This is a genomic window from Epilithonimonas xixisoli (genome assembly GCF_004365655.1).
Taxonomy (GTDB): Bacteria; Bacteroidota; Bacteroidia; order Flavobacteriales; family Weeksellaceae; genus Epilithonimonas; species Epilithonimonas xixisoli.
This window is the reverse complement of record NZ_SOEO01000001.1, coordinates 977,962-996,863: the sequence shown is the minus strand read 5'-3', so window position 1 is coordinate 996,863 and position 18,902 is coordinate 977,962. Positions and strand designations below refer to the sequence as shown.

General features: G+C 36.9%; 14 protein-coding genes. 4 read left to right on the top strand and 10 right to left on the bottom strand.

Features of this window, described 5'->3' with window-relative positions:
• Positions 1-13 precede the first annotated feature (13 nt).
• Entirely contained in the window at positions 14-1,396 is a 1,383-nt protein-coding gene (locus tag B0I22_RS04605) for a tetratricopeptide repeat protein (protein WP_133943478.1), read from the top strand.
• Between the two features lie 127 nt (positions 1,397-1,523).
• Entirely contained in the window at positions 1,524-2,177 is a 654-nt protein-coding gene (gene fsa, locus B0I22_RS04600; protein ID WP_133943477.1) for a fructose-6-phosphate aldolase, read from the top strand.
• A gap of 70 nt (positions 2,178-2,247) precedes the next feature.
• Here fsa and B0I22_RS04595 read toward each other — a convergent pair whose 3' ends face one another.
• The 3 genes from B0I22_RS04595 to proS all read right to left on the bottom strand — a co-directional run bounded on the left by B0I22_RS04595 (position 2,248) and on the right by proS (position 6,673).
• A complete protein-coding gene (locus tag B0I22_RS04595; protein ID WP_425459590.1) occupies positions 2,248-3,582 on the bottom strand; it encodes an Nramp family divalent metal transporter in 1,335 nt (444 codons plus the stop codon).
• 116 nt (positions 3,583-3,698) lie between these two features.
• The gene (locus B0I22_RS04590; protein ID WP_133943475.1) at positions 3,699-5,024 is read right to left on the bottom strand and encodes an OmpA family protein; all 1,326 of its coding nucleotides are present in this window, start codon (positions 5,022-5,024) and stop codon (positions 3,699-3,701) included.
• 173 nt (positions 5,025-5,197) lie between these two features.
• On the bottom strand, positions 5,198-6,673 hold the full coding sequence (gene proS / locus B0I22_RS04585; RefSeq protein WP_133943474.1) for a proline--tRNA ligase: 1,476 nt from the start codon (positions 6,671-6,673) through the stop codon (positions 5,198-5,200).
• 147 nt (positions 6,674-6,820) lie between these two features.
• Between proS and B0I22_RS04580 the strand changes: the two genes are divergently transcribed.
• Both B0I22_RS04580 and B0I22_RS04575 read left to right on the top strand, forming a co-directional pair.
• On the top strand, positions 6,821-7,918 hold the full coding sequence (locus B0I22_RS04580; protein WP_133943473.1) for a prolyl-tRNA synthetase: 1,098 nt from the start codon (positions 6,821-6,823) through the stop codon (positions 7,916-7,918).
• Between the two features lie 31 nt (positions 7,919-7,949).
• Positions 7,950-9,362, top strand: coding sequence for an OmpP1/FadL family transporter (locus B0I22_RS04575; protein ID WP_133943472.1), 1,413 nt, complete (start codon positions 7,950-7,952; stop codon positions 9,360-9,362).
• A 57-nt stretch (positions 9,363-9,419) separates the two neighbouring features.
• Here the strand turns inward: B0I22_RS04575 and rsgA are convergent, their stop codons facing one another.
• The 7 genes from rsgA to B0I22_RS04540 all read right to left on the bottom strand — a co-directional run bounded on the left by rsgA (position 9,420) and on the right by B0I22_RS04540 (position 18,781).
• Entirely contained in the window at positions 9,420-10,346 is a 927-nt protein-coding gene (rsgA, locus tag B0I22_RS04570; protein ID WP_133943471.1) for a ribosome small subunit-dependent GTPase A, read from the bottom strand.
• A gap of 305 nt (positions 10,347-10,651) precedes the next feature.
• A complete protein-coding gene (locus B0I22_RS04565; RefSeq protein ID WP_133943470.1) occupies positions 10,652-11,731 on the bottom strand; it encodes a chorismate mutase in 1,080 nt (359 codons plus the stop codon).
• 431 nt (positions 11,732-12,162) lie between these two features.
• On the bottom strand, positions 12,163-12,657 hold the full coding sequence (locus B0I22_RS16305; protein ID WP_246022137.1) for a hypothetical protein: 495 nt from the start codon (positions 12,655-12,657) through the stop codon (positions 12,163-12,165).
• A gap of 137 nt (positions 12,658-12,794) precedes the next feature.
• The gene (gene dnaX, locus B0I22_RS04555) at positions 12,795-13,877 is read right to left on the bottom strand and encodes a DNA polymerase III subunit gamma/tau (RefSeq protein WP_133943469.1); all 1,083 of its coding nucleotides are present in this window, start codon (positions 13,875-13,877) and stop codon (positions 12,795-12,797) included.
• Positions 13,878-14,056: 179 nt separating this feature from the next.
• The gene (locus B0I22_RS04550) at positions 14,057-14,584 is read right to left on the bottom strand and encodes a hypothetical protein (RefSeq protein WP_133943468.1); all 528 of its coding nucleotides are present in this window, start codon (positions 14,582-14,584) and stop codon (positions 14,057-14,059) included.
• 84 nt (positions 14,585-14,668) lie between these two features.
• Positions 14,669-15,904, bottom strand: coding sequence for a 2-oxoglutarate dehydrogenase complex dihydrolipoyllysine-residue succinyltransferase (gene odhB, locus B0I22_RS04545; protein ID WP_133943467.1), 1,236 nt, complete (start codon positions 15,902-15,904; stop codon positions 14,669-14,671).
• Positions 15,905-15,970: 66 nt separating this feature from the next.
• Positions 15,971-18,781, bottom strand: a complete 2,811-nt coding sequence (locus tag B0I22_RS04540) for a 2-oxoglutarate dehydrogenase E1 component (protein ID WP_133943466.1) — start codon at positions 18,779-18,781, stop codon at positions 15,971-15,973.
• Positions 18,782-18,902: the final 121 nt, after the last annotated feature.

Sequence of the window (18,902 nt, the reverse complement as noted above, 5' to 3'; positions counted from 1 at the left end):
TAAAAGTTAACATATGAAAAGATTAATTTTAAGTTTGGCAGTTTTATCTGTAGCATTGATGAATGCGCAGAAAAAAGAAATTGCTAACGCTGTAAAAGCAGTTGATTCAGGAGATCATACGACTGCAAGTTCAGAAATTGCGAAAGCAGAAGGCATTTTTGGAGATAAGACTTATTTATTAGAGCCTTCTCTTCTTGAGCAATACTATTATGCAAAAGGATTGTCATTATTGAAATCCGGGAAAAGCGTAGAAGGTGCAGAAATTCTTGCAAAGATTGCAACTTTGGGTGCAGAACCTATTTTCACAGGAAAAGATGCTGAGAAAAACAGAGTTTATTTTGTTGGAAAAGAAGCTTCAGAAAAATTCGGAAACGGAATTTCTTTGAAGCAAGAAAAGTTTACACCTTCATTAGCTGAGAAACTGAGAAATACAATCAATCCTCAATTGCAAGCAGCGAGTGCAATGGCAACTACAAATTATAACAACAAAAAATATGATGTTGCAGGAGAAAAATTTGCAGAGACTTACTACTTGTTCAAAGCAGCCGGACAGGATAACAAAAACTATCTTTACTACGCTGGTGTAGCTTATGCACAAACTCAAGATCAGAAAGCAAAAGGCATTGCGATTCTTGATGAGTTGATCAAAGCAAATTATACAGGAATCGAAACTAATTACACTGCAAAAAACAAGAAAACTGGAACTGTAGAAAATCTTGATAAGAACGCATACGACCTTTATCAAAAAATGAAAGACGGCAGCGATTATTCTGATTTTAAAATAGAAAAAACACCTAGTAAGCAAGAAGAACTTTATGAGATTCTAGCTTCATTACTTTTTGATCAGCAGAAATTTGAGGAGGCTGCTGCTATTTCTGATGATGGTTTGAAAAAGTTCCCAAACAACAAAACACTTTCTCAAATTCAAGGAAACGCTTATTATAAATCTGGTAAAACGGAACAATTTGTAAGTAACCTTAAAGCACAATTGGCGAAAAATCCAACGGATAAAGTAAACTGGTACAATTTAGGCGTTTTGCAATTGAAAGATCCTTCAATGCAAAAAGATGCAGAGGAATCTTTGAAAAAAGCTTTAGAAATTGATCCTAACTTCAGTAATGCACTTCAGAATATGGTTTACTTCTATATGGGAGATGACACCAAAACTGTTGACGAATACAACAAACTGAGAAAATCAGGAAAGATAGATGCTGCTAATAAATTGATGGAGGAAAGAAGAAGCCGATTCTCAAAAGCGATTCCTTATGCAGAGAAATATTACAGCAACAATCCAAATGATAAGGATATGGTCAGCATTTTGAAAGGACTTTATATGACCACTCAAAATACTGCTAAGTACAACGAATTCAAAGCGAAAGAAGCTGCGATGAAGTAAATTAAAAGAAGCCAGCTGGCTTCTTTTTTTTTTGATTTTTACAGAGCAAACTAAAACTGTATATTTGTAATCAGTTACACTTATAAAAAATAACAACAAGCTTTAATAAACAAACAAATACCTTTATATGAAATTTTTTATTGACACAGCCAACCTAGCCCAAATTAAAGAAGCACAAGACCTTGGAATTTTGGATGGCGTTACTACCAACCCTTCTCTTATGGCAAAAGAAGGAATCTCTGGAAAAGAAGCTATCAACAAGCATTACGTTGATATTTGCAACATTTCAGACGGCGATGTTTCTGCAGAAGTTCTCTCTACAACTTATGAAGAAATGATCAAAGAAGGCGATGAATTGGCGGCACTTCACGAGAGAATTGTCGTAAAAATCCCGATGATCAAAGATGGTATCAAAGCTCTAAAATATTTTTCAGACAAAGGCATCAAAACCAACTGTACTCTGATTTTTTCAGCAGGACAAGCACTTTTGGCTGCAAAAGCAGGTGCAACTTACGTGTCTCCTTTCCTAGGTAGATTAGATGATATTTCTGTGGATGGACTTAATTTGATCGAAGAAATTCGTTTGATTTTTGACAATTACATGTTTGATACAGAAATCCTTGCAGCTTCCATCAGAAGTCCTATGCATATCATCAATTGTGCAAAAATTGGCGCAGATGTCATCACATCGCCGCTACCATCAATCCTAAATCTATTGAATCATCCATTGACAGATTCTGGGTTGGCGCAGTTTGTTGCAGATTCTAAGAAGTTAGGATAATATTTTCAAAGAAAGAAAAAATAAAAAAAAAAACCGTTTCAAAATTTTGAAACGGTTTTTTTTATTATTATCAAGGAAAGAATGTTTCTTTCAAGAGATAGAGATTCAGAAATATAATGATTGTACTGATGATGATGGCCAAAACTTTGATCCACATTTTATTAGCAAACTCCCCCATTTTCGCTTTGCTATTGGTAAACATAACCAACGGAACTACAGCAAAACTAAGTTGCATCGACAAAATGACCTGACTGAAAACCAACAATTCTGCCGTTCCCTTTTCTCCATAAAGAATAGAGATAATCAACGCTGGAACAATGGCAATAACTCTGGTAATTAATCTTCTAACCCAAGGTTTTAGTCTGATATTCAGGAAACCTTCCATTACGATCTGTCCCGCGAGTGTTCCCGTCAAAGTAGAATTCTGACCAGATGCCAAGAGTGCAATTCCAAAGAAAATACTCGCTAGTGTAGTTCCCAAAAGCGGTGTCAAAAGCATATAAGCATCATTGATATCCGCCACATCTTTGTTCCCAGACGTGTGAAAAGTAGCTGCTGCAATGATGAGAATTGCCGCATTGATAATGAATGCTAGCATCAAGGAAAGACTACTGTCGATACTCGCAAATTTCAATGCTTCCTTCTTCCCTTCGGTGGTTCTTGGGTAGTTTCTTGTTTGCACAATACTACTATGAAGATAGAGATTGTGAGGCATTACCGTAGCACCCAAAATTCCGATGGCAATATATAACATCGATGGATTGGTGATGATTTCTTTCTGAGGAATCAAACCTTGCAACATCGGGAAAACCTCTGGCTGACTTAGAAATATTTCGTAAAAAAATGCTATAAAAATAATTAATATCAAACCTCCAACAATACTTTCTATGTAGCGAAAACCGCGTGACTGAAGGAATAAAATCAGAAAAACATCGACAATCGTAATCACAACACCCCAACTGAGTGGTATTCCAAATAAAAGATTAAGAGCGATTGCCGAACCTATCACTTCTGCCAAATCACACGCAGCAATGGCAATTTCGCAGAAAATCCAAAGAATAAAATTGACCACAGGATGAAAATGATCTTTACACGCCTGCGCCAAATCCCGCTCTGCCACAACTCCCAATTTTACAGACAAATGCTGCAAAAGAATTGCAAACAGATTTGAAATCAAAACCACAGAGAGCAAAGCATAGCCAAACTGCGCTCCACCTGCAATATCTGTCGCCCAATTCCCCGGATCCATATAACCTACTGCAATGAGCAATCCAGGTCCCATATAGGCAAATAGTTTCTTCTTGAAGCTTCCGTCTTTCGGAATATGAACGCTGGCAAAAGACTCCTGAAGAGAGTTGGAACTCTTCTCTTTTCGCCAACCTCTGTTATGATTAAATTGATTCAATATTTCGTATTGTTAGATTAGACTAACAAAAATAGTTATACTCTACTTAACCTGCAAATTAACAATAAAAAAACTGTCAATCTCTTGACAGTTTTATATTTAATTTAAACAAAAATTTACTTGGTAAATCTTACTGCAGTTTTTCTATCAGATTCTCTTTCTTTGTCAGTAGCATCGGCAGAAACTTTTGCAAATTTGGAACCGTATCCTTCCGCCTCTAATACTTGAGCAGAATTAAGAGAGGATTTTACAACCGCTGCTCTTTCTCCAGACAATTTTAAGTTAACAGCTTCATCACCTTTTTTATCTGTGTAAGCCCCAATTTTAATTTTAGCATCTGGGAATTCTGCCAAGATCATTTTAAGATTTTCCAATTGAACTTGAGATTCAGGAGTTAGTTTTGAGTTTCCGAATTCAAAATTCAAATTGTCAAAATTGAACCATCTGTCTTTTAATTGTGCTTCAGTAGAATTCTTGTATTCGTCAGATTTTAAGAAATTCACCATTTGATCCTCGATTCCGCCTTTGTAAGCTTGAAGCGTTTTTCCACTTGGCAATGTCACCATAATGGTTTCTCTTTGAAACGTCACAGAGTCAACTGCTGGATTTGTAGAATCAGAAACTGTTGCTGTAGAGTCAACCGTTGTTACTGGCATTGGTTCTGCTTTTTTATCACATTGTTTCCAGAAAAACCAGCCTAATAACAATAATAAAAGCAATGGTAAAAGCCACTTCCAAATGCTACCACCAGAACTGTTATCAGAAACGATTTCGTGTGTAGTTCCGCTTCTTGTCACATCTACTTTTGGAGTTTCTGTTACAATTGGTTTCTCGGTAACAGGGGTTGTGGGATTCACATCTACGATCGGCGTTTGATTCACTTCTGGAATTACATTCACCGGAGCTGCGTCCATAGATCCAAACCAATTCCCTAAGCCTAATGAAGCAAAACTAAATCCTGCAGGCAAAAGAGAAGCAAGATTTGATTTTTGATCGTTCATTAGATTTCCAAAAGATGAAACATCCAAATTGTGATCTACCGCATATCGCCCGATAGTTCCAGCTGTTGCGCCAGTTACAAGATTCAAAACAGAGTTTGTAGCTTCATTTTTGATGCCTGCATATTCGGAAACCGAATTTGTAATGGCAGCCAGCTTGTCTCCATCGCCGAAAATCAAGCTTAGAATTTTTGAAATTACAGAATCACTTCCTTCCAAATTCCCCAAAAGATTGGACAAAACGCCAGAGGTTGCAGCATCCTTCACTGTGCTAAACAATTCAGATTGTGCATTGCTATTAACAAATCCACCTACCACGGCAGGCAATAATGCAGAAATAGCTTTTGAAATTCCAGATTCGCTCTCGCCTAATTGAGTTGCAGTTTGAGAAACCGTTGCCGGTCCCAGCTGACCTTTGATAAGGTCGATAAGGTTAGTTGACATAATAGTTTATTTTATTGTTTGATGTATTGTAATGTTACCAAATATTAATCCACAAATTTTCATTATTGATAATTTTAATAAAACTTTAACAGATTATCATTTAACTTCAACAAAAAATTAGAGACAAAAAAAATCCGAAGAAGTTCTTCGGATTTGATATAGAAATTTTATTTTTAATACGCTTTTGCAAACACAACTCTTTGTTTGGAAGGTTTCCCAGTTATCAGAGAAATGCCATCTTCTTGCTCATTATTCAAAGGAATACACCTGATGGTGGCTTTTGTCTCTTGCTTGATTTGCTCTTCCTCTTCTTCCGTTCCATCCCAATGTGCGAGAATGAATCCACCTTTTTCTTCCAAAACTTTTTTGAACTCGTCATAAGAATCTACCTTAGTCATATTTTCTTCGCGGAAAGTCAAAGCTTTGGTATAAATATCGTTTTGAATCGTTTTGAGCAATTCCTCGATATAAGTGTCCAAACCTTCTACAGAAACAGATTCTTTGGTCAAGTTGTCTCTTCTTGCTAATTCAACTGTTTTGTTTTCCAAATCTCTTGGTCCCATTGCAATTCTCAACGGAACACCTTTCAGTTCATATTCAGCAAATTTCCAACCTGGTTTGTTCTGAGTATCATCATCAAATTTAACGGAAATTCCTCTAGCTCTCAATTTAGCTTGAATATCCAAAGCCACTTTACTGATTTCTGCCAACTGTTCTTCTCCTTTAAAAATAGGAACAATCACGACTTGAATTGGAGCCAAAGTTGGAGGCAAAACCAATCCAAGATCATCAGAATGCGTCATAATCAAAGCTCCGATTAATCTTGTTGAAGTTCCCCAAGAAGTTCCCCAAGTATATTCGATTTTTCCTTCTTTAGTTGTGAATTTCACATCAAAAGCTTTTCCAAAATTCTGACCCAAGAAATGAGAAGTTCCGGCCTGCAAAGCTTTTCCGTCTTGCATCATAGCTTCGATACAATAAGTTTCATCTGCACCGGCAAATCTTTCTGACGGAGATTTGATTCCACGGATTACTGGAATTGCCATAAATTCTTCTGCGAATTTTGCATAAACTTCCAGCATTTTTTCTGTTTCTTCGATGGCTTCATCTTTTGTGGCGTGAGCGGTGTGCCCTTCTTGCCACAAAAATTCCGCGGTTCTAAGGAACAATCTGGTTCTCATTTCCCATCTTACAACATTTGCCCATTGGTTAATCAAAATCGGTAAATCTCTGTAAGACTGAACCCAATTCTTATAAGTATTCCAAATAATCGCCTCAGAAGTTGGACGTACAATTAACTCTTCTTCCAATTTTGCATCTGGATCTACGATTAGTTTACCTGGATTGTCGGGATCATTTTTCAATCTGTAATGCGTTACTACTGCGCATTCTTTGGCAAAACCTTCTGCATTTTTTTCTTCTGCTTCGAACAAGCTTTTGGGAACAAAAAGAGGAAAGTAAGCATTTTGGTGACCCGTTTCTTTGAATTTCTTATCCATCTCGTCACGCATTTTTTCCCAAATTGCATAGCCGTACGGTTTTATTACCATACAACCTCTCACGCCAGAATTCTCTGCTAAATCCGCTTTAACAACCAATTCATTATACCATTTGCTATAATCTTCTGCTCTTGATGTTAATTTTGCCATAAATTTTTTGATATGATTTTAACTTTTTTTAAACTTTCTAATCTAAATAAAAAGCCTAATTTTACACGTATTTATAATATTTAAATGGTATAAAATTTGGTTTCTTTTAAGAAATGCAAATATAGGAAACTTAATACATCTCATAAAATGAAAAATATCAACAATAAAAGCTTATTCAATTTCATCAAATCAAAAGGTTTGATATTGATTTCCAGCAGCTTTCTATTAACTTCTTGTGTTATCTACACCGGTGGTTATTCAGAAACAGACGGCGTTTACTACGACCCGAACAAGGATTCTTTGCCAGCTGGTACCTATTCTGGCAATTACAACAATCAAGTTGACAATTATTATAATTATCAAGATACTTATCCTAGCATCTATGATAACAATCAACAAAACGTTCAAGACCAAAATAACCGATACGCGCTAAGTAGCGATTCTGACTGGGGAAATTTCACAGGAACAGAAACAAACTACTCTAGTTTCAACAACTGGGGTTGGGGCGGAATGGGAATGGGCTACGGCTGGGGAGGTTTTGGCGGTTGGGGATATCCTTACTATGGCTGGGGCTGGAATAGTGGTTTCAACTCGATGGGTTGGGGCATGGGATTCGGCTGGGGATGGGGCAACTCATTCTACTCACCTTGGGGCTGGGGCGGTGGATTCTATGATCCGTTCTGGAACTATGGCTGGGGAGGTTATTATGGAGGCGGATATTGGGGCGGTCACCACAATACAATTATTTACAACAGATCTGGAGCTAATGGCGGAAGACTCAATGGGATGATTTCTCAAAACAGAGTTGGAAACAGAACTTCTGGACCTTTCAATGCAATTAACTCAACAGGTTTCCGTCCAAACAGAGATATCAGAAATGAAGTTGGAACTAGAAACAGTGGATTGAGAACCATGAATGACGGATTCAGAAATTCTAATAATGGTAATAGAATCAATCAAAACAATACAGGCATCAGACAAAATGGTGGCATCAGACAGAACTATCCAAACAACGGCGGAATCCGACAAAATTATCCAAACAATGGTGGCGTAAGAACTTCACCTAATAACAATGGCGGATTCAGAAATACACAGCCAAGTGGCGGTTACAGAAATGATACTTATGTAGCACCAACAAGATCAGGAAATTCTGGAGGAGGATTCAATTCCGGAGGTGGAATGAGATCTGGAGGTTCTTCTGGCGGCGGCGGAATGAGATCCGGCGGTGGCGGTGGAAGAAGATAATTTTTAATTTTAAACAACATTTCATATAAAAATGCTAAAAAAAACTTTATTACTGCTCAGCATTCCGGTTTCATTTGTTTATTTACAAGCTCAGGATGTTTCGGTAATTACAAATACAGTGGATGTCTATTCTTCGAATCCAATCAACGGAACTGCCAAATACAATGCGATGGCAGGATCTATCGGAGCTCTAGGTGGTGATATTTCTTCGGCTAATGTCAATCCGGCGGGTATCGGGGTTTTTATCACCAGTGATTTGAACTTGACGCTGGGAGTGAATAGTAACAAAAATACGACGACACTTGCCGGCAGATCTTCAAATTATAAATTGAATAATACAGATCTTAATAATACAGGAGGTGTTTTGACAATTAATTTGAATGATCTCAATTCCAAATGGAAATTCATCAACGTTGGAGTCAACTACTCTACTCGATCTTTGGATAATTATACCGAATCTGCAGGAAATCAAAATATCAAAATTGTAGATAATTTTTCTTTGCCGGATAAAGTCATTAATTATACCTATCAAGGTCACGCTTATGACAGGTATGGCGACCAATCAAAAATGAATTTTGCAGTGGGTGCAAATTATGAAAACAAATTGTATTTCGGAGCTGGGCTTAATTTCCATACTTCATTTTTGAGACAATTTGATAATGCTCAATTTTTATCCGATTATGACAATACAAGTTTGCCTTACTCCAAACAATATACAGGTTATGAAGAAAACGCAGACGGATTCTCTGCTAACTTTGGGGTAATTGCAAAAGTCGGAAATCAGTTTCGTGTGGGTGCTGCTTTAGAAACGCCAACTTGGTGGAGAATGGATAGAGTTTACAGCCAATACAACTTTAACCAAGACGATAGAACTTACGGTGAAGACAGAAAATTCTCGACACCGATGAAAGCCACTTTAAGTGCAGCATTTGTTCCCAACAAAAATTTTGCTATAAACGTCGATTTTGTTCAAGGAATCAGCAAACCTAAGTACAAAGAGTATGGAGATGCAGAAGTGGAATTGAATAATTTCTTCGATGACGCTTACAAGAATGCTTCGGAAGTCCGTGTGGGTGCAGAATATAGAATCAACGCGTTCCGACTGAGAGGCGGATATGCTTACCAGGGAAACAGCTTTGATAATCTATCTTTATTGGCTTACAATGACAATGGCACTATGTCGGATCAATCTTACTCTAATTTGATTATGGGAAAAAGAAACACTTTCGGTGCAGGTATAGGTTATGATTTCCAATCCTTTTACATCGATGCATCTTATCAAAACATTTCATCTGAATATTCCAGTCCATTCCTACAAGGAAATGTGGATTATAATACCGGATATTTCAATGGTGGATTTGATGTGAATAGTGATGCTTATGCTGTTTCGAAAGTTAAAAACAACAGAAGTAATTTCTTTGTGACTGTTGGGTGGAAATTCTAAGAATTTTCACTTTAAATATAAAAAAGTCCTGTAAAAATATTTTACAGGACTTTCTTTTTAGTTTTGATTCATCTCTTCTGCTTCTTCCATCAGTTTTAGATATGTGAAGTATCTTGTCTCCTCTATTTCTCCAGTTTCCAAACCGTTCACGACTTCACATTTCGGTTCATTGATGTGCATACAGTTGTGGTATTTGCAATTTCTTCCTACTTCGAAAATCTCTGGAAAGTAATGTTGAATTTCTTCTTTTTGAACATCAATCATTGCAAACTCCCGAACGCCTGGCGTATCTATCACCGAACCACCAAAATCCCAAAAATGCATCTGCGCAAAAGTCGTCGTATGCTTTCCTTTCAAAACAGATTCTGAGATCTCACCTGTTTTGATATGAAGATCTGGCTGCATCGCATTCACCAAAGTTGATTTTCCACAACCGGAATGTCCGAAGAAAACAGACGTTTTATCTTTAATCTTATCAATCAAAAAATTAAGATTGAGTTTTGTGTAAGATGAGATATTCAAAGTGTCGTAACCGATGTTTTGATACATTGCTTCGATGTTTTCTACGATTTCTTTTTCTTCGTCATTCAAAGTATCCATTTTGTTGAACAGTATCAAAGGCTTAATATTATAAGCTTCGCAACAAGCAAGAAAACGATCCAAAAATCCTAATGATGTTTCAGGGAATTTCAAAGTATAAATGAAACAGGCAATATCTACATTCGAAGCAATAATATGCGCTTCTTTGGAAAGGTTGACCGATTTTCTGATGAGATAATTTCTTTTCGGAAAAATCTTGGTAATCCAGGCCACATCATCTTGCTCCAAAGAAAATTCCACTTCATCTCCTACTGCAAGCGGATTTGTAAGTCTGGTTTTGATCAGTTTAAATTTGCCTCGGATTCTGGCTTCGTAAACCGTTTTAGCTTTCTCTTCTAAAACTTGGTACCAGCTTCCTGTAGATTTTATGATGATTCCTTTCAAAAAATAGATTTTATGTTTTGCAAAGTTAAAGCTTTTATCTGTTTTTAAATGAAAAACCCTTTCAGAGTTTGAATTCTGAAAGGGATATTTTTACATTTTGCAAATGTTTTATTTTTGACCAATGTTGAATGAAAAAACAAATGTTCAAATTTTGCGAAGCTGCAGCCCGACTTGAACGGAAATCCTTTTTTGCGTGAATTAAAGTTCTATTTAAACTGAAATCGTCTGCAAAAAAGATTGGGAGTGGAAGGCGGAAAAGCTGCCCAAATTATTTTTCTAAGTCTTCGAGAAACTCAGACTGACAATTATCTATCAATCATAATATTATTCTGAACCTCGATGCTTTCTTCGTGAATCGCTTTGAAAACTTTCTCGATGAATTCCTGAGACATTCCGGTTTCGCTTGCTTTTTGGTTCGCATATTCTGTGATCACTTTCCAACGCTCTGGCTGGAAAATGGCGATGTTGTTTTCTTTTTTCAGACTTCCGATCTTTTCAGAAATTTTCATTCTTTGCGATAACAATTCGATCAACTGGAAATCCATATCGCTGATAAGCGTTCGGTGTTTTCCCATCTCGTCCTCATAACCAGAGATATCGGAATTACGAACCTGAAGATTGTTGATCATTTCCGCCAAAACTTCTGGCGTAATCTGCTGAGAAGCGTCGCTCCAAGCGTTATCCGGATCCTCGTGACTTTCTATAATTGCCCCTTGGTAACCAACGTTGAAAGCTTCTTGCGAAACGCCAGCCAAACCAGTTCTGTTCCCACAAATGTGAGACGGATCGATAAATAATGGGATATTCGGGAACTGATTTTTGAAATCCAAAGCAATCTGCCAGTTCGGGATATTTCTGTATTTTGTTTTTTGGTAAGTGGAAAAACCTCTGTGGATCGCACCAACATTCTCAATCCCTTGACCTAACAATCTTTCCAAAGCGCCAATCCAAAGTGCCAAATCTGGATTTACTGGATTTTTCACCAAAATCGGTTTGTTTGTTCCTCTTAATGCCTGAGCAATTTCTTGAACCGTGAAAGGATTTACTGTAGAACGTGCGCCAATCCAAAGGATGTCAACGTCAGCTTCCAACGCTGCGAAAACGTGGTGCGCATTTGCAACTTCAGTCGCTGTTTTGAAACCGTATTCTTCTTTCACTTTTTTCAGCCAGTTGAGACCAATAACGCCTACACCTTCGAAACCATTTGGTTTTGTTCTCGGTTTCCAAATTCCTGCACGGAAAGCGGAGATCTGCGCGCCACTTTCTTTCAGCCTTTTTGCGGTTCCAAGCATTTGAGATTCGCTTTCTGCGCTACAAGGTCCTGCGATGATCATTGGATTTGCGAAGTCGTTGATCCAATCGTTTTTTAATTCATTAAGGTTCATATTTTTAATTTTATATATTTTAAATTAATGCAATAGTATATCTGTTATAAATGTTGATTTATAATTCTTTTCCAAAAAATAACGTTTAAAAACTTTAAATGAGTTGCGGAAATCTGAAATATTCCACAAAATTTTTGAGAAAGAAACTTAGTTAGCTAAACCAATAAAATCGGTAATAGTTTCTAAAATTTCTATAATAAGATCCAAAATAGCTAAATGATCCACCAAAATACTCGGCAGATGCAAAAGTTGAAAGATATGGAAATTGGATTGATTCCATTTATTAATGCCTTACTGGAAGGCTTTTTAGCTTGATTGGGTTAATTGATTTCGATTATTTTCATCGAAATCTTGAACAAATATATAAATTAATGGGAAATGAGAACTATGATTGTTGCATTAATTTTACATTAAGTGATAAATGTTTTTAATTAAGTCAAATCGAATCTCATCAAATCATCTAAATCTTTCAAAAGCGGATTGATTTCCACAAACTTTTCGAAGATTTTCCGTTTAGTCATCACTTCTTTTTTGATTGACAAATCAGTAACATAATCAATTTCGAATTTAAAATTATTTACTTTATGCCTGAAATGATTAAAAAACTCTGGGCTAATCCTATCAAATTCTGACTTTGCAAATTCGGAAGAATACTTGACCGTGATCTGATGCTCATCTGTTTTTTCTAATTTAAAACTGCTGATGGCGTTGTAAACGAAAGTATTTGTTCTGGAGAGATTCTTGAGAAAAATATCCCATTCTCTATCCACATCTGTTTGAGAGAAATGGTTGGAAGGAAGATTTTCATCTTTGATTTCCGCAAATTCATCTTTTATAATTTCCTCCTTTTTCTCCAGAGCTGCTTTGATACTGAATTGAGAATTCGAAGAAGTTCTAGCAATAGGTTCAGATGCTTTCTGAATCACCTTTTTTGGTTCTTCGAAAGATACTTTGGTTGATGGTTGTTGGTTGTCAGTTGTTGGTTCTTTTGTTGCTGATTTTGACTCTTGAGTCTTTTTACTTGAGTCTTGTATCAGATTAGCTTCAAGAAGTGGCGCTAATATTAAGAACTTTTTTTTTTAGCTTCCAAACCTGCAGTGAGACTTGATAATTGCATCAAGGCAATCTCAACAGTCAAACGTGGATTTTTGGAATTTTTATAATTGATGTCGGCGAAATTACAAATCTCGATACCATCTATCAATTCCTGAGCTTTCCATTTTTGGGATTGCTCGGCAAATTTGGATTTTGTTTTTTCTCCAACTTCGATTAGGTTCAAAGTTTTTGGATTCTGAGCCATCATCAAATCACGGAAATGATTTCCCAGTCCGGCAATGAAGATATGTGGGTCAAAACCTTTTTTCACGATTTCGTCGAACGCAGTCAAAACACCTGGAATATCATTTCCCTTAGCTAAATCAGCTATTTTAAGATATTGGTCGTAATCTAAAATATTGAGAACTTCCGCCGCTTTTTCGAGCGTTATATTCTTCTGAGAAAAAGTACTTAGTCTATCAAAAATAGATAAAGCATCTCTCAACGCTCCATCCGCTTTCTGAGCAATTAAATAAAGCGCATCATCTTCGTAAGTGATGCTTTCCTTATCAGCAATTTTTCTCAAATGCTCCTGAATATCTTCAATCGTAATTCTTTTGAAATCATAGATTTGACATCTGGAAAGAATTGTCGGAATGATTTTGTGTTTCTCAGTCGTTGCTAAGATGAAAATAGCGTGGGCTGGCGGTTCTTCCAAAGTTTTCAGGAATGCGTTGAAAGCTGCCTGAGACAACATATGAACCTCATCGATAATATAAACTTTATACTTTCCGACTTGAGGTGCAAATCTTACTTGATCAATCAACTCGCGGATGTCGTCAACTGAGTTGTTGGACGCGGCATCTAATTCATAAATGTTAAATGCAAATCCATCATCATCTGCAGCGCCGGATTTTTCATTGATTTTACGGGCAAGGATTCTGGCGCAAGTTGTTTTACCTACACCTCTTGGTCCGCAAAAAAGCAAAGCCTGAGCCAATTGACTTTCATCGATGGCGTGTTCCAAAGTATCGGTAACGTGCGATTGCCCAACAACAGTGTCAAACTCTTGCGGACGGTACTTGCGTGCGGATACTATGAAATTTTCCATTGCTCAAAAGTAAGGATTAATTGTGAATTTTGGAAATGGTTTTGCCAGATTATTTCTGAGTTAAATTAACTTTAAGGTTAATATATGATAAAGACAAATCTTCTGCCTATAAAAATTGAGGCGCAAAATTCCCTAAAAATTATAAACAAATTATTTTCTCAAGAATATAAAGCTTTTTATTAATCATCATCGTTTCCGAGAAGTTTATCCATAAGACCGTCGTCATTGCTGTCATCTTCATCTTCGGCTAGCAAATGGGCAATATCTTCTGGATTTTGTATGTGATCAATAGAAATTCCCGGTGGATTAAAAATACCCCATCTATCGGTAATAAACTGTTTGGTGTCAAAAGTAGCGACCCACTCTAGAAAAAGAATTCTAAATTCTTCTATTTGCCGATCTACAATACTGAAATATTTGCTATCAGAAAAACCTCGTTTACGAAATTCTTCACCTAAACCTGAAACTTCTAAACAAGAACTTCTAACCAATGCTGCACAATGCATCTTTCGATCATAGCGGTTGCTATCCTGCGCCTTAATTAAGTTACTTGTTATTCTACCGCTTGCCTTGAGAATCAGCCCATTCATAAAAATAAAAAAAACTTTCCTTTCTGGAATGAGTTTAGCGATAGAATTTAGCGTGTCGTCTATTTCCTCTGCCTTTTTGTATAAAGGTGATTCGAAAAAAATTTCCATATGATCCATAATATGTGTTTTAGGAAATAAATATAATAAAAAAAGAGAGCAAAAAAAATTGTTCTCTTTTTAATTTTATATCGATGAAATTAATTACAATTCCAAAGCTTTTCTCTCGTCGCCATCCATTAGGAATTCTACTGGATTGTCGATTGCTTCTTTTACGGCTACCAAGAAACCTACGGATTCTTTTCCGTCGATGATTCTGTGGTCATAAGACATTGCAACGTACATCATTGGTCTGATTACCACTTGTCCGTCAACAGCAACTGGTCTTTGGATAATGTTGTGCATTCCCAAGATTGCAGATTGTGGCGGGTTGATAATCGGCGTTGACATCATAGAACCGAAAGTTCCACCATTTGTAATAGTGAAAGTTCCACCCGTCATCTCATCAACTGTGATTTTTCCGTCTCTTACTTTTAAAGCAAGGTCTTTGATGTTTGCTTCAACACCTCTTAGAGACATATTTTCTGCATTTCTAAGAACTGGAACCATCAAACCTTTTGGTCCTGAAACTGCGATAGAAATATCTGCAAAGTCATAATTGATTTTGAAATCTCCATCGATAGAAGCATTCACATCTGGGTAAAGTTTTAATGCTCTAGTCACAGCTTTTGTGAAGAAAGACATAAATCCAAGTCCAATTCCGTGTTTTGCAGCAAATTCTTCTTTGTATTGTTTTCTGATTCTGAAGATTTCTGACATATCAACTTCGTTGAAAGTCGTCAACATCGCTGTTTCATTTTTAACTGAAACCAATCTTGCAGCAATCTTTCTTCTAAGAACTGAAAGTTTTGTAGTCGATTGAGCTCTGTTTCCGCCAGTTGAAGTTCCCATTGCAGGAACAGAAGCAGTAACAGCATCGTCTTTTGTAATTCTGCCATCTCTGCCAGAACCCTGAACTTGACTTGGAGCAATTCCTTTTTCGTCAAGGATTTTTTTAGCAGCTGGAGAAGGCGTTTGAGCAGCGTAAGTTTCAGTTTTAGCAGCTTCTACTTTTGGAGCAGGCGCTTCTTCTTTTTTCACTTCAGCTTTTGGTTCTTCTTTAGGAGTTTCAGCTGGAGCTGCACTTCCTGCTGGTTTTGCCGCATCCATATCGATAAGGCAAACCACCTGACCAACTTGCACCACTTCTCCTTCTTCTGCTTTCAAAGTAATGATTCCACTTTGTTCAGCAGGAAGTTCCAAAGTTGCCTTGTCAGAATCTACTTCTGCAATTGGCTGGTCTTTTTCTACGTAATCACCATCTTGTACTAGCCACGTTGCAATTTCTACTTCTGTGATAGATTCTCCTGGTGAAGGAACTTTCATTTCTAATATTGACATACTAATATTTGTTTTTAATTTCAGAACAATCCTAAGATTGCTATTCTTTATAGTTTATTAATTTTATTAAGCTGTAACTGGTCTTTTTGCAGGCTCATCATTACATTGAAAAACAGAATTGATAATCTTCGTCTGATTTTTCTCGAACATCTTGTGACTTCCTGGAGCTGGCGTTCCGCTCGCAACCGGAGAAATCAACTGAATATCTGTGTTTCTAAAGTTTCTCAAAATAAAACTCCAAGCTCCCATATTTTCTGGTTCTTCCTGAGCCCAGATTAGGTCTTTTCTGTTTTTATATTTATCAAAAATAGCCTGAACTTTTTCGAAGTTTAATGGATAAACTTGCTCAAGTCTTATCAAGGCTACTTTATCATCATTCAATTCTTCTTTCTTAGCCAAAAGATCGTAATATAATTTACCTGTACAAAGTACAACTCTTTCCACTTTTGCTGGATCAGCCGTTGGATCATCCAAAATTGGTTGGAAACTTCCGGTTGCCAAATCTTCTAATGGAGAAACAACTTTTGGATGTCTCAATAGAGATTTAGGAGTCATAATTACCAATGGTTTTCTGAACCCGAATTTCATCTGTCTTCTCAACAAATGGAAATAATTCGCAGGAGAAGTAATGTTTGCAACAATGATATTTTCGTTTGCAGAAAGCGTCAGGAATCTCTCAAGTCTTGCAGAAGAGTGCTCCGCACCTTGACCTTCTGACCCGTGAGGCAACATCATCACCATTCCGTTTTGGATTTTCCATTTTTCCTCAGCAGCAACCAAATATTGATCTACAATAATTTGCGCTCCGTTTGTGAAATCTCCAAACTGAGCTTCCCAAATTGTCAATGTTTTAGGCGCCGCCATCGCATAACCATAATCAAATCCCAGAACACCATATTCTGATAGATGAGAATTGTAAACATCAAATCTTTGATCGTTTACGTGTCTCAATGGGATATATTCTTCCTCTGTATCTTCAGTTTTCACAACTGCGTGACGGTGAGAGAAAGTTCCTCTTTCCACATCTTCTCCAGAAATCCTTACGTTGTAACCTTCGGTAAGAAGTGTAGCGTAAGACAAAAGCTCTGCTACAGCCCAATCCAAAGAATTATTTTCCACCATCTTCACTCTGTTATCGAAAAGACGGGTGATTTTATTAATGAATTTTTTATCTGCAGGAAGTGTAGAAATTTTAATAGCAAGTTCCTTCAGTTTTTCAAGGTCGTAAGTTGTATCAACATCGGAGTTTGAAACACAACCTTTTCCACCGATCGGGAAATCCGTCCAGTCATCTTTCATAAAGACGTCCATCGTATTTCTCTCGATTTCTTTGGAAGCGTCAAAATCCTCATCCAACAAACCTTTGAATTCCTTCTCCATCTTAGTCAAGACTTCGTCAGAAACCACATTTTCCTTAATCAAAAGATCTTTGTAAATCTCTCTCGGATTTTTGTGTTTTGAGATTAATTTGTAAAGGTTTGGCTGTGTAAATCTTGGCTCATCACCTTCGTTATGTCCATATTTTCTATATCCAAGAAGATCGATGTAAACATCTTTACCAAACTTAGCACGGAAATCTGCTGCAAATCTGATGGCGTGAACTACAGCTTCTACATCATCAGCATTGATGTGCATCACTGGAGAATCCGTCACTTTTGCAATATCTGTACAATAAACAGATGATCTTGCATCCAAATAATTGGTTGTGAAAGATACTTGATTATTAACAACAATATGAACTGTTCCACCCGTTCTGTAACCTTCAAGATTCATCATCTGAGCGATCTCATAAACAATACCTTGACCAGCAATTGCGCCATCACCGTGAATCACGATTGGTAAAACTTTGGAGTAATCATCTTTGTAAACGTTGTCAACTTTTGCTCTGCAGATTCCTTCTACAAGCGCAGCTACAGTTTCCAAGTGTGATGGATTAGGCGTTAAATTAATTCTAACTTCTTCGCCGTTTGCAGTAGTGATTTTTTTAGAAGATCCCAAGTGATATTTAACGTCACCAGAGAAAACGTCTTCTTCAAATTCTTTCCCTTCAAATTCTGAGAAAATCTGTTTGTAAGACTTTTGGAAAACATTAGTCAAAACATTCAGACGTCCTCTGTGCGCCATTCCAAGAACCACTTCGTCAACACCTAATTGAGAAGAACGAGTAATCAATTGGTCAAGTGCAGGAATCAAAGATTCGCCTCCCTCAAGAGAAAAACGTTTCTGACCTACGAATTTTGTATGAAGATAATTTTCAAACGCCACCGCTTGGTTTAATTTGAAAAGGATTTCTGTTTTTTCCTGAGCAGAAAGATTTGGATGGTTTTCGTTAACATTCACCCATTCCATAATCCACTTCTTCTCCTCAACATTTTGGATGTGCATATATTCCACACCGATAGAATCACAATAGATGTTTTCCAAATGTGTGATGATCTCTTGCAAAGTTGCAGGACCAGGCATTCCGGTTTGTGTCGCAGAATTAAATTTCTTATTCAAATCCTCTTTTGACAATTCGAAGTTTTCTAACTCCAGCGTAGGGAAATGATGTCTTCTTTCTCTTACAGGATTAGTTTTTGTGAAAAGGTGACCTCTTGATCTGTAAGCATTGATAAGGTTTACCACCTTAAATTCTTTTGTAATATCTTCTGAAACCGCATTGTTTGCAACAGCTTGTTGTGCGTATTGAACTGGAGCAGAATTAGAAGGCGCCGAAGAATACGAATCATCTTCGCTATAGTTTTCTAAAGCAAAATCGAAACCTTGGAAAAAAGCTTTCCAAGAAGGTTCTAATGCATCGGGGTATTTTTTGTACTGCTCGTACATATCATCAATCAGCTGAGCATGTACCGCATTTAGAAATGAAAATTTATCCATTATTACAGATTATCTGTTAAAATATTTACGATTAAATAATTGCGACCAAATTTACTAATTTTTTGTGGATTAGCATTCAATCAAACGATTTATTCCCGTAAATATACATGATATTTGTCAG

What these genes read in the sequence shown, in the direction of transcription:
- B0I22_RS04605 (WP_133943478.1), top strand. Translation starts at nt 14, where the DNA reads ATGAAAAGATTAATTTTAAGTTTGGCAGTTTTATCTGTAGCATTGATG.
- fsa (WP_133943477.1), top strand. Translation starts at nt 1,524, where the DNA reads ATGAAATTTTTTATTGACACAGCCAACCTAGCCCAAATTAAAGAAGCA.
- B0I22_RS04590 (WP_133943475.1), bottom strand. Translation starts at nt 5,024, where the DNA reads ATGTCAACTAACCTTATCGACCTTATCAAAGGTCAGCTGGGACCGGCA.
- proS (WP_133943474.1), bottom strand. Translation starts at nt 6,673, where the DNA reads ATGGCAAAATTAACATCAAGAGCAGAAGATTATAGCAAATGGTATAAT.
- B0I22_RS04580 (WP_133943473.1), top strand. Translation starts at nt 6,821, where the DNA reads ATGAAAAATATCAACAATAAAAGCTTATTCAATTTCATCAAATCAAAA.
- B0I22_RS04575 (WP_133943472.1), top strand. Translation starts at nt 7,950, where the DNA reads ATGCTAAAAAAAACTTTATTACTGCTCAGCATTCCGGTTTCATTTGTT.
- B0I22_RS04565 (WP_133943470.1), bottom strand. Translation starts at nt 11,731, where the DNA reads ATGAACCTTAATGAATTAAAAAACGATTGGATCAACGACTTCGCAAAT.
- dnaX (WP_133943469.1), bottom strand. Translation starts at nt 13,877, where the DNA reads ATGGAAAATTTCATAGTATCCGCACGCAAGTACCGTCCGCAAGAGTTT.
- B0I22_RS04550 (WP_133943468.1), bottom strand. Translation starts at nt 14,584, where the DNA reads ATGGATCATATGGAAATTTTTTTCGAATCACCTTTATACAAAAAGGCA.
- odhB (WP_133943467.1), bottom strand. Translation starts at nt 15,904, where the DNA reads ATGTCAATATTAGAAATGAAAGTTCCTTCACCAGGAGAATCTATCACA.
- B0I22_RS04540 (WP_133943466.1), bottom strand. Translation starts at nt 18,781, where the DNA reads ATGGATAAATTTTCATTTCTAAATGCGGTACATGCTCAGCTGATTGAT.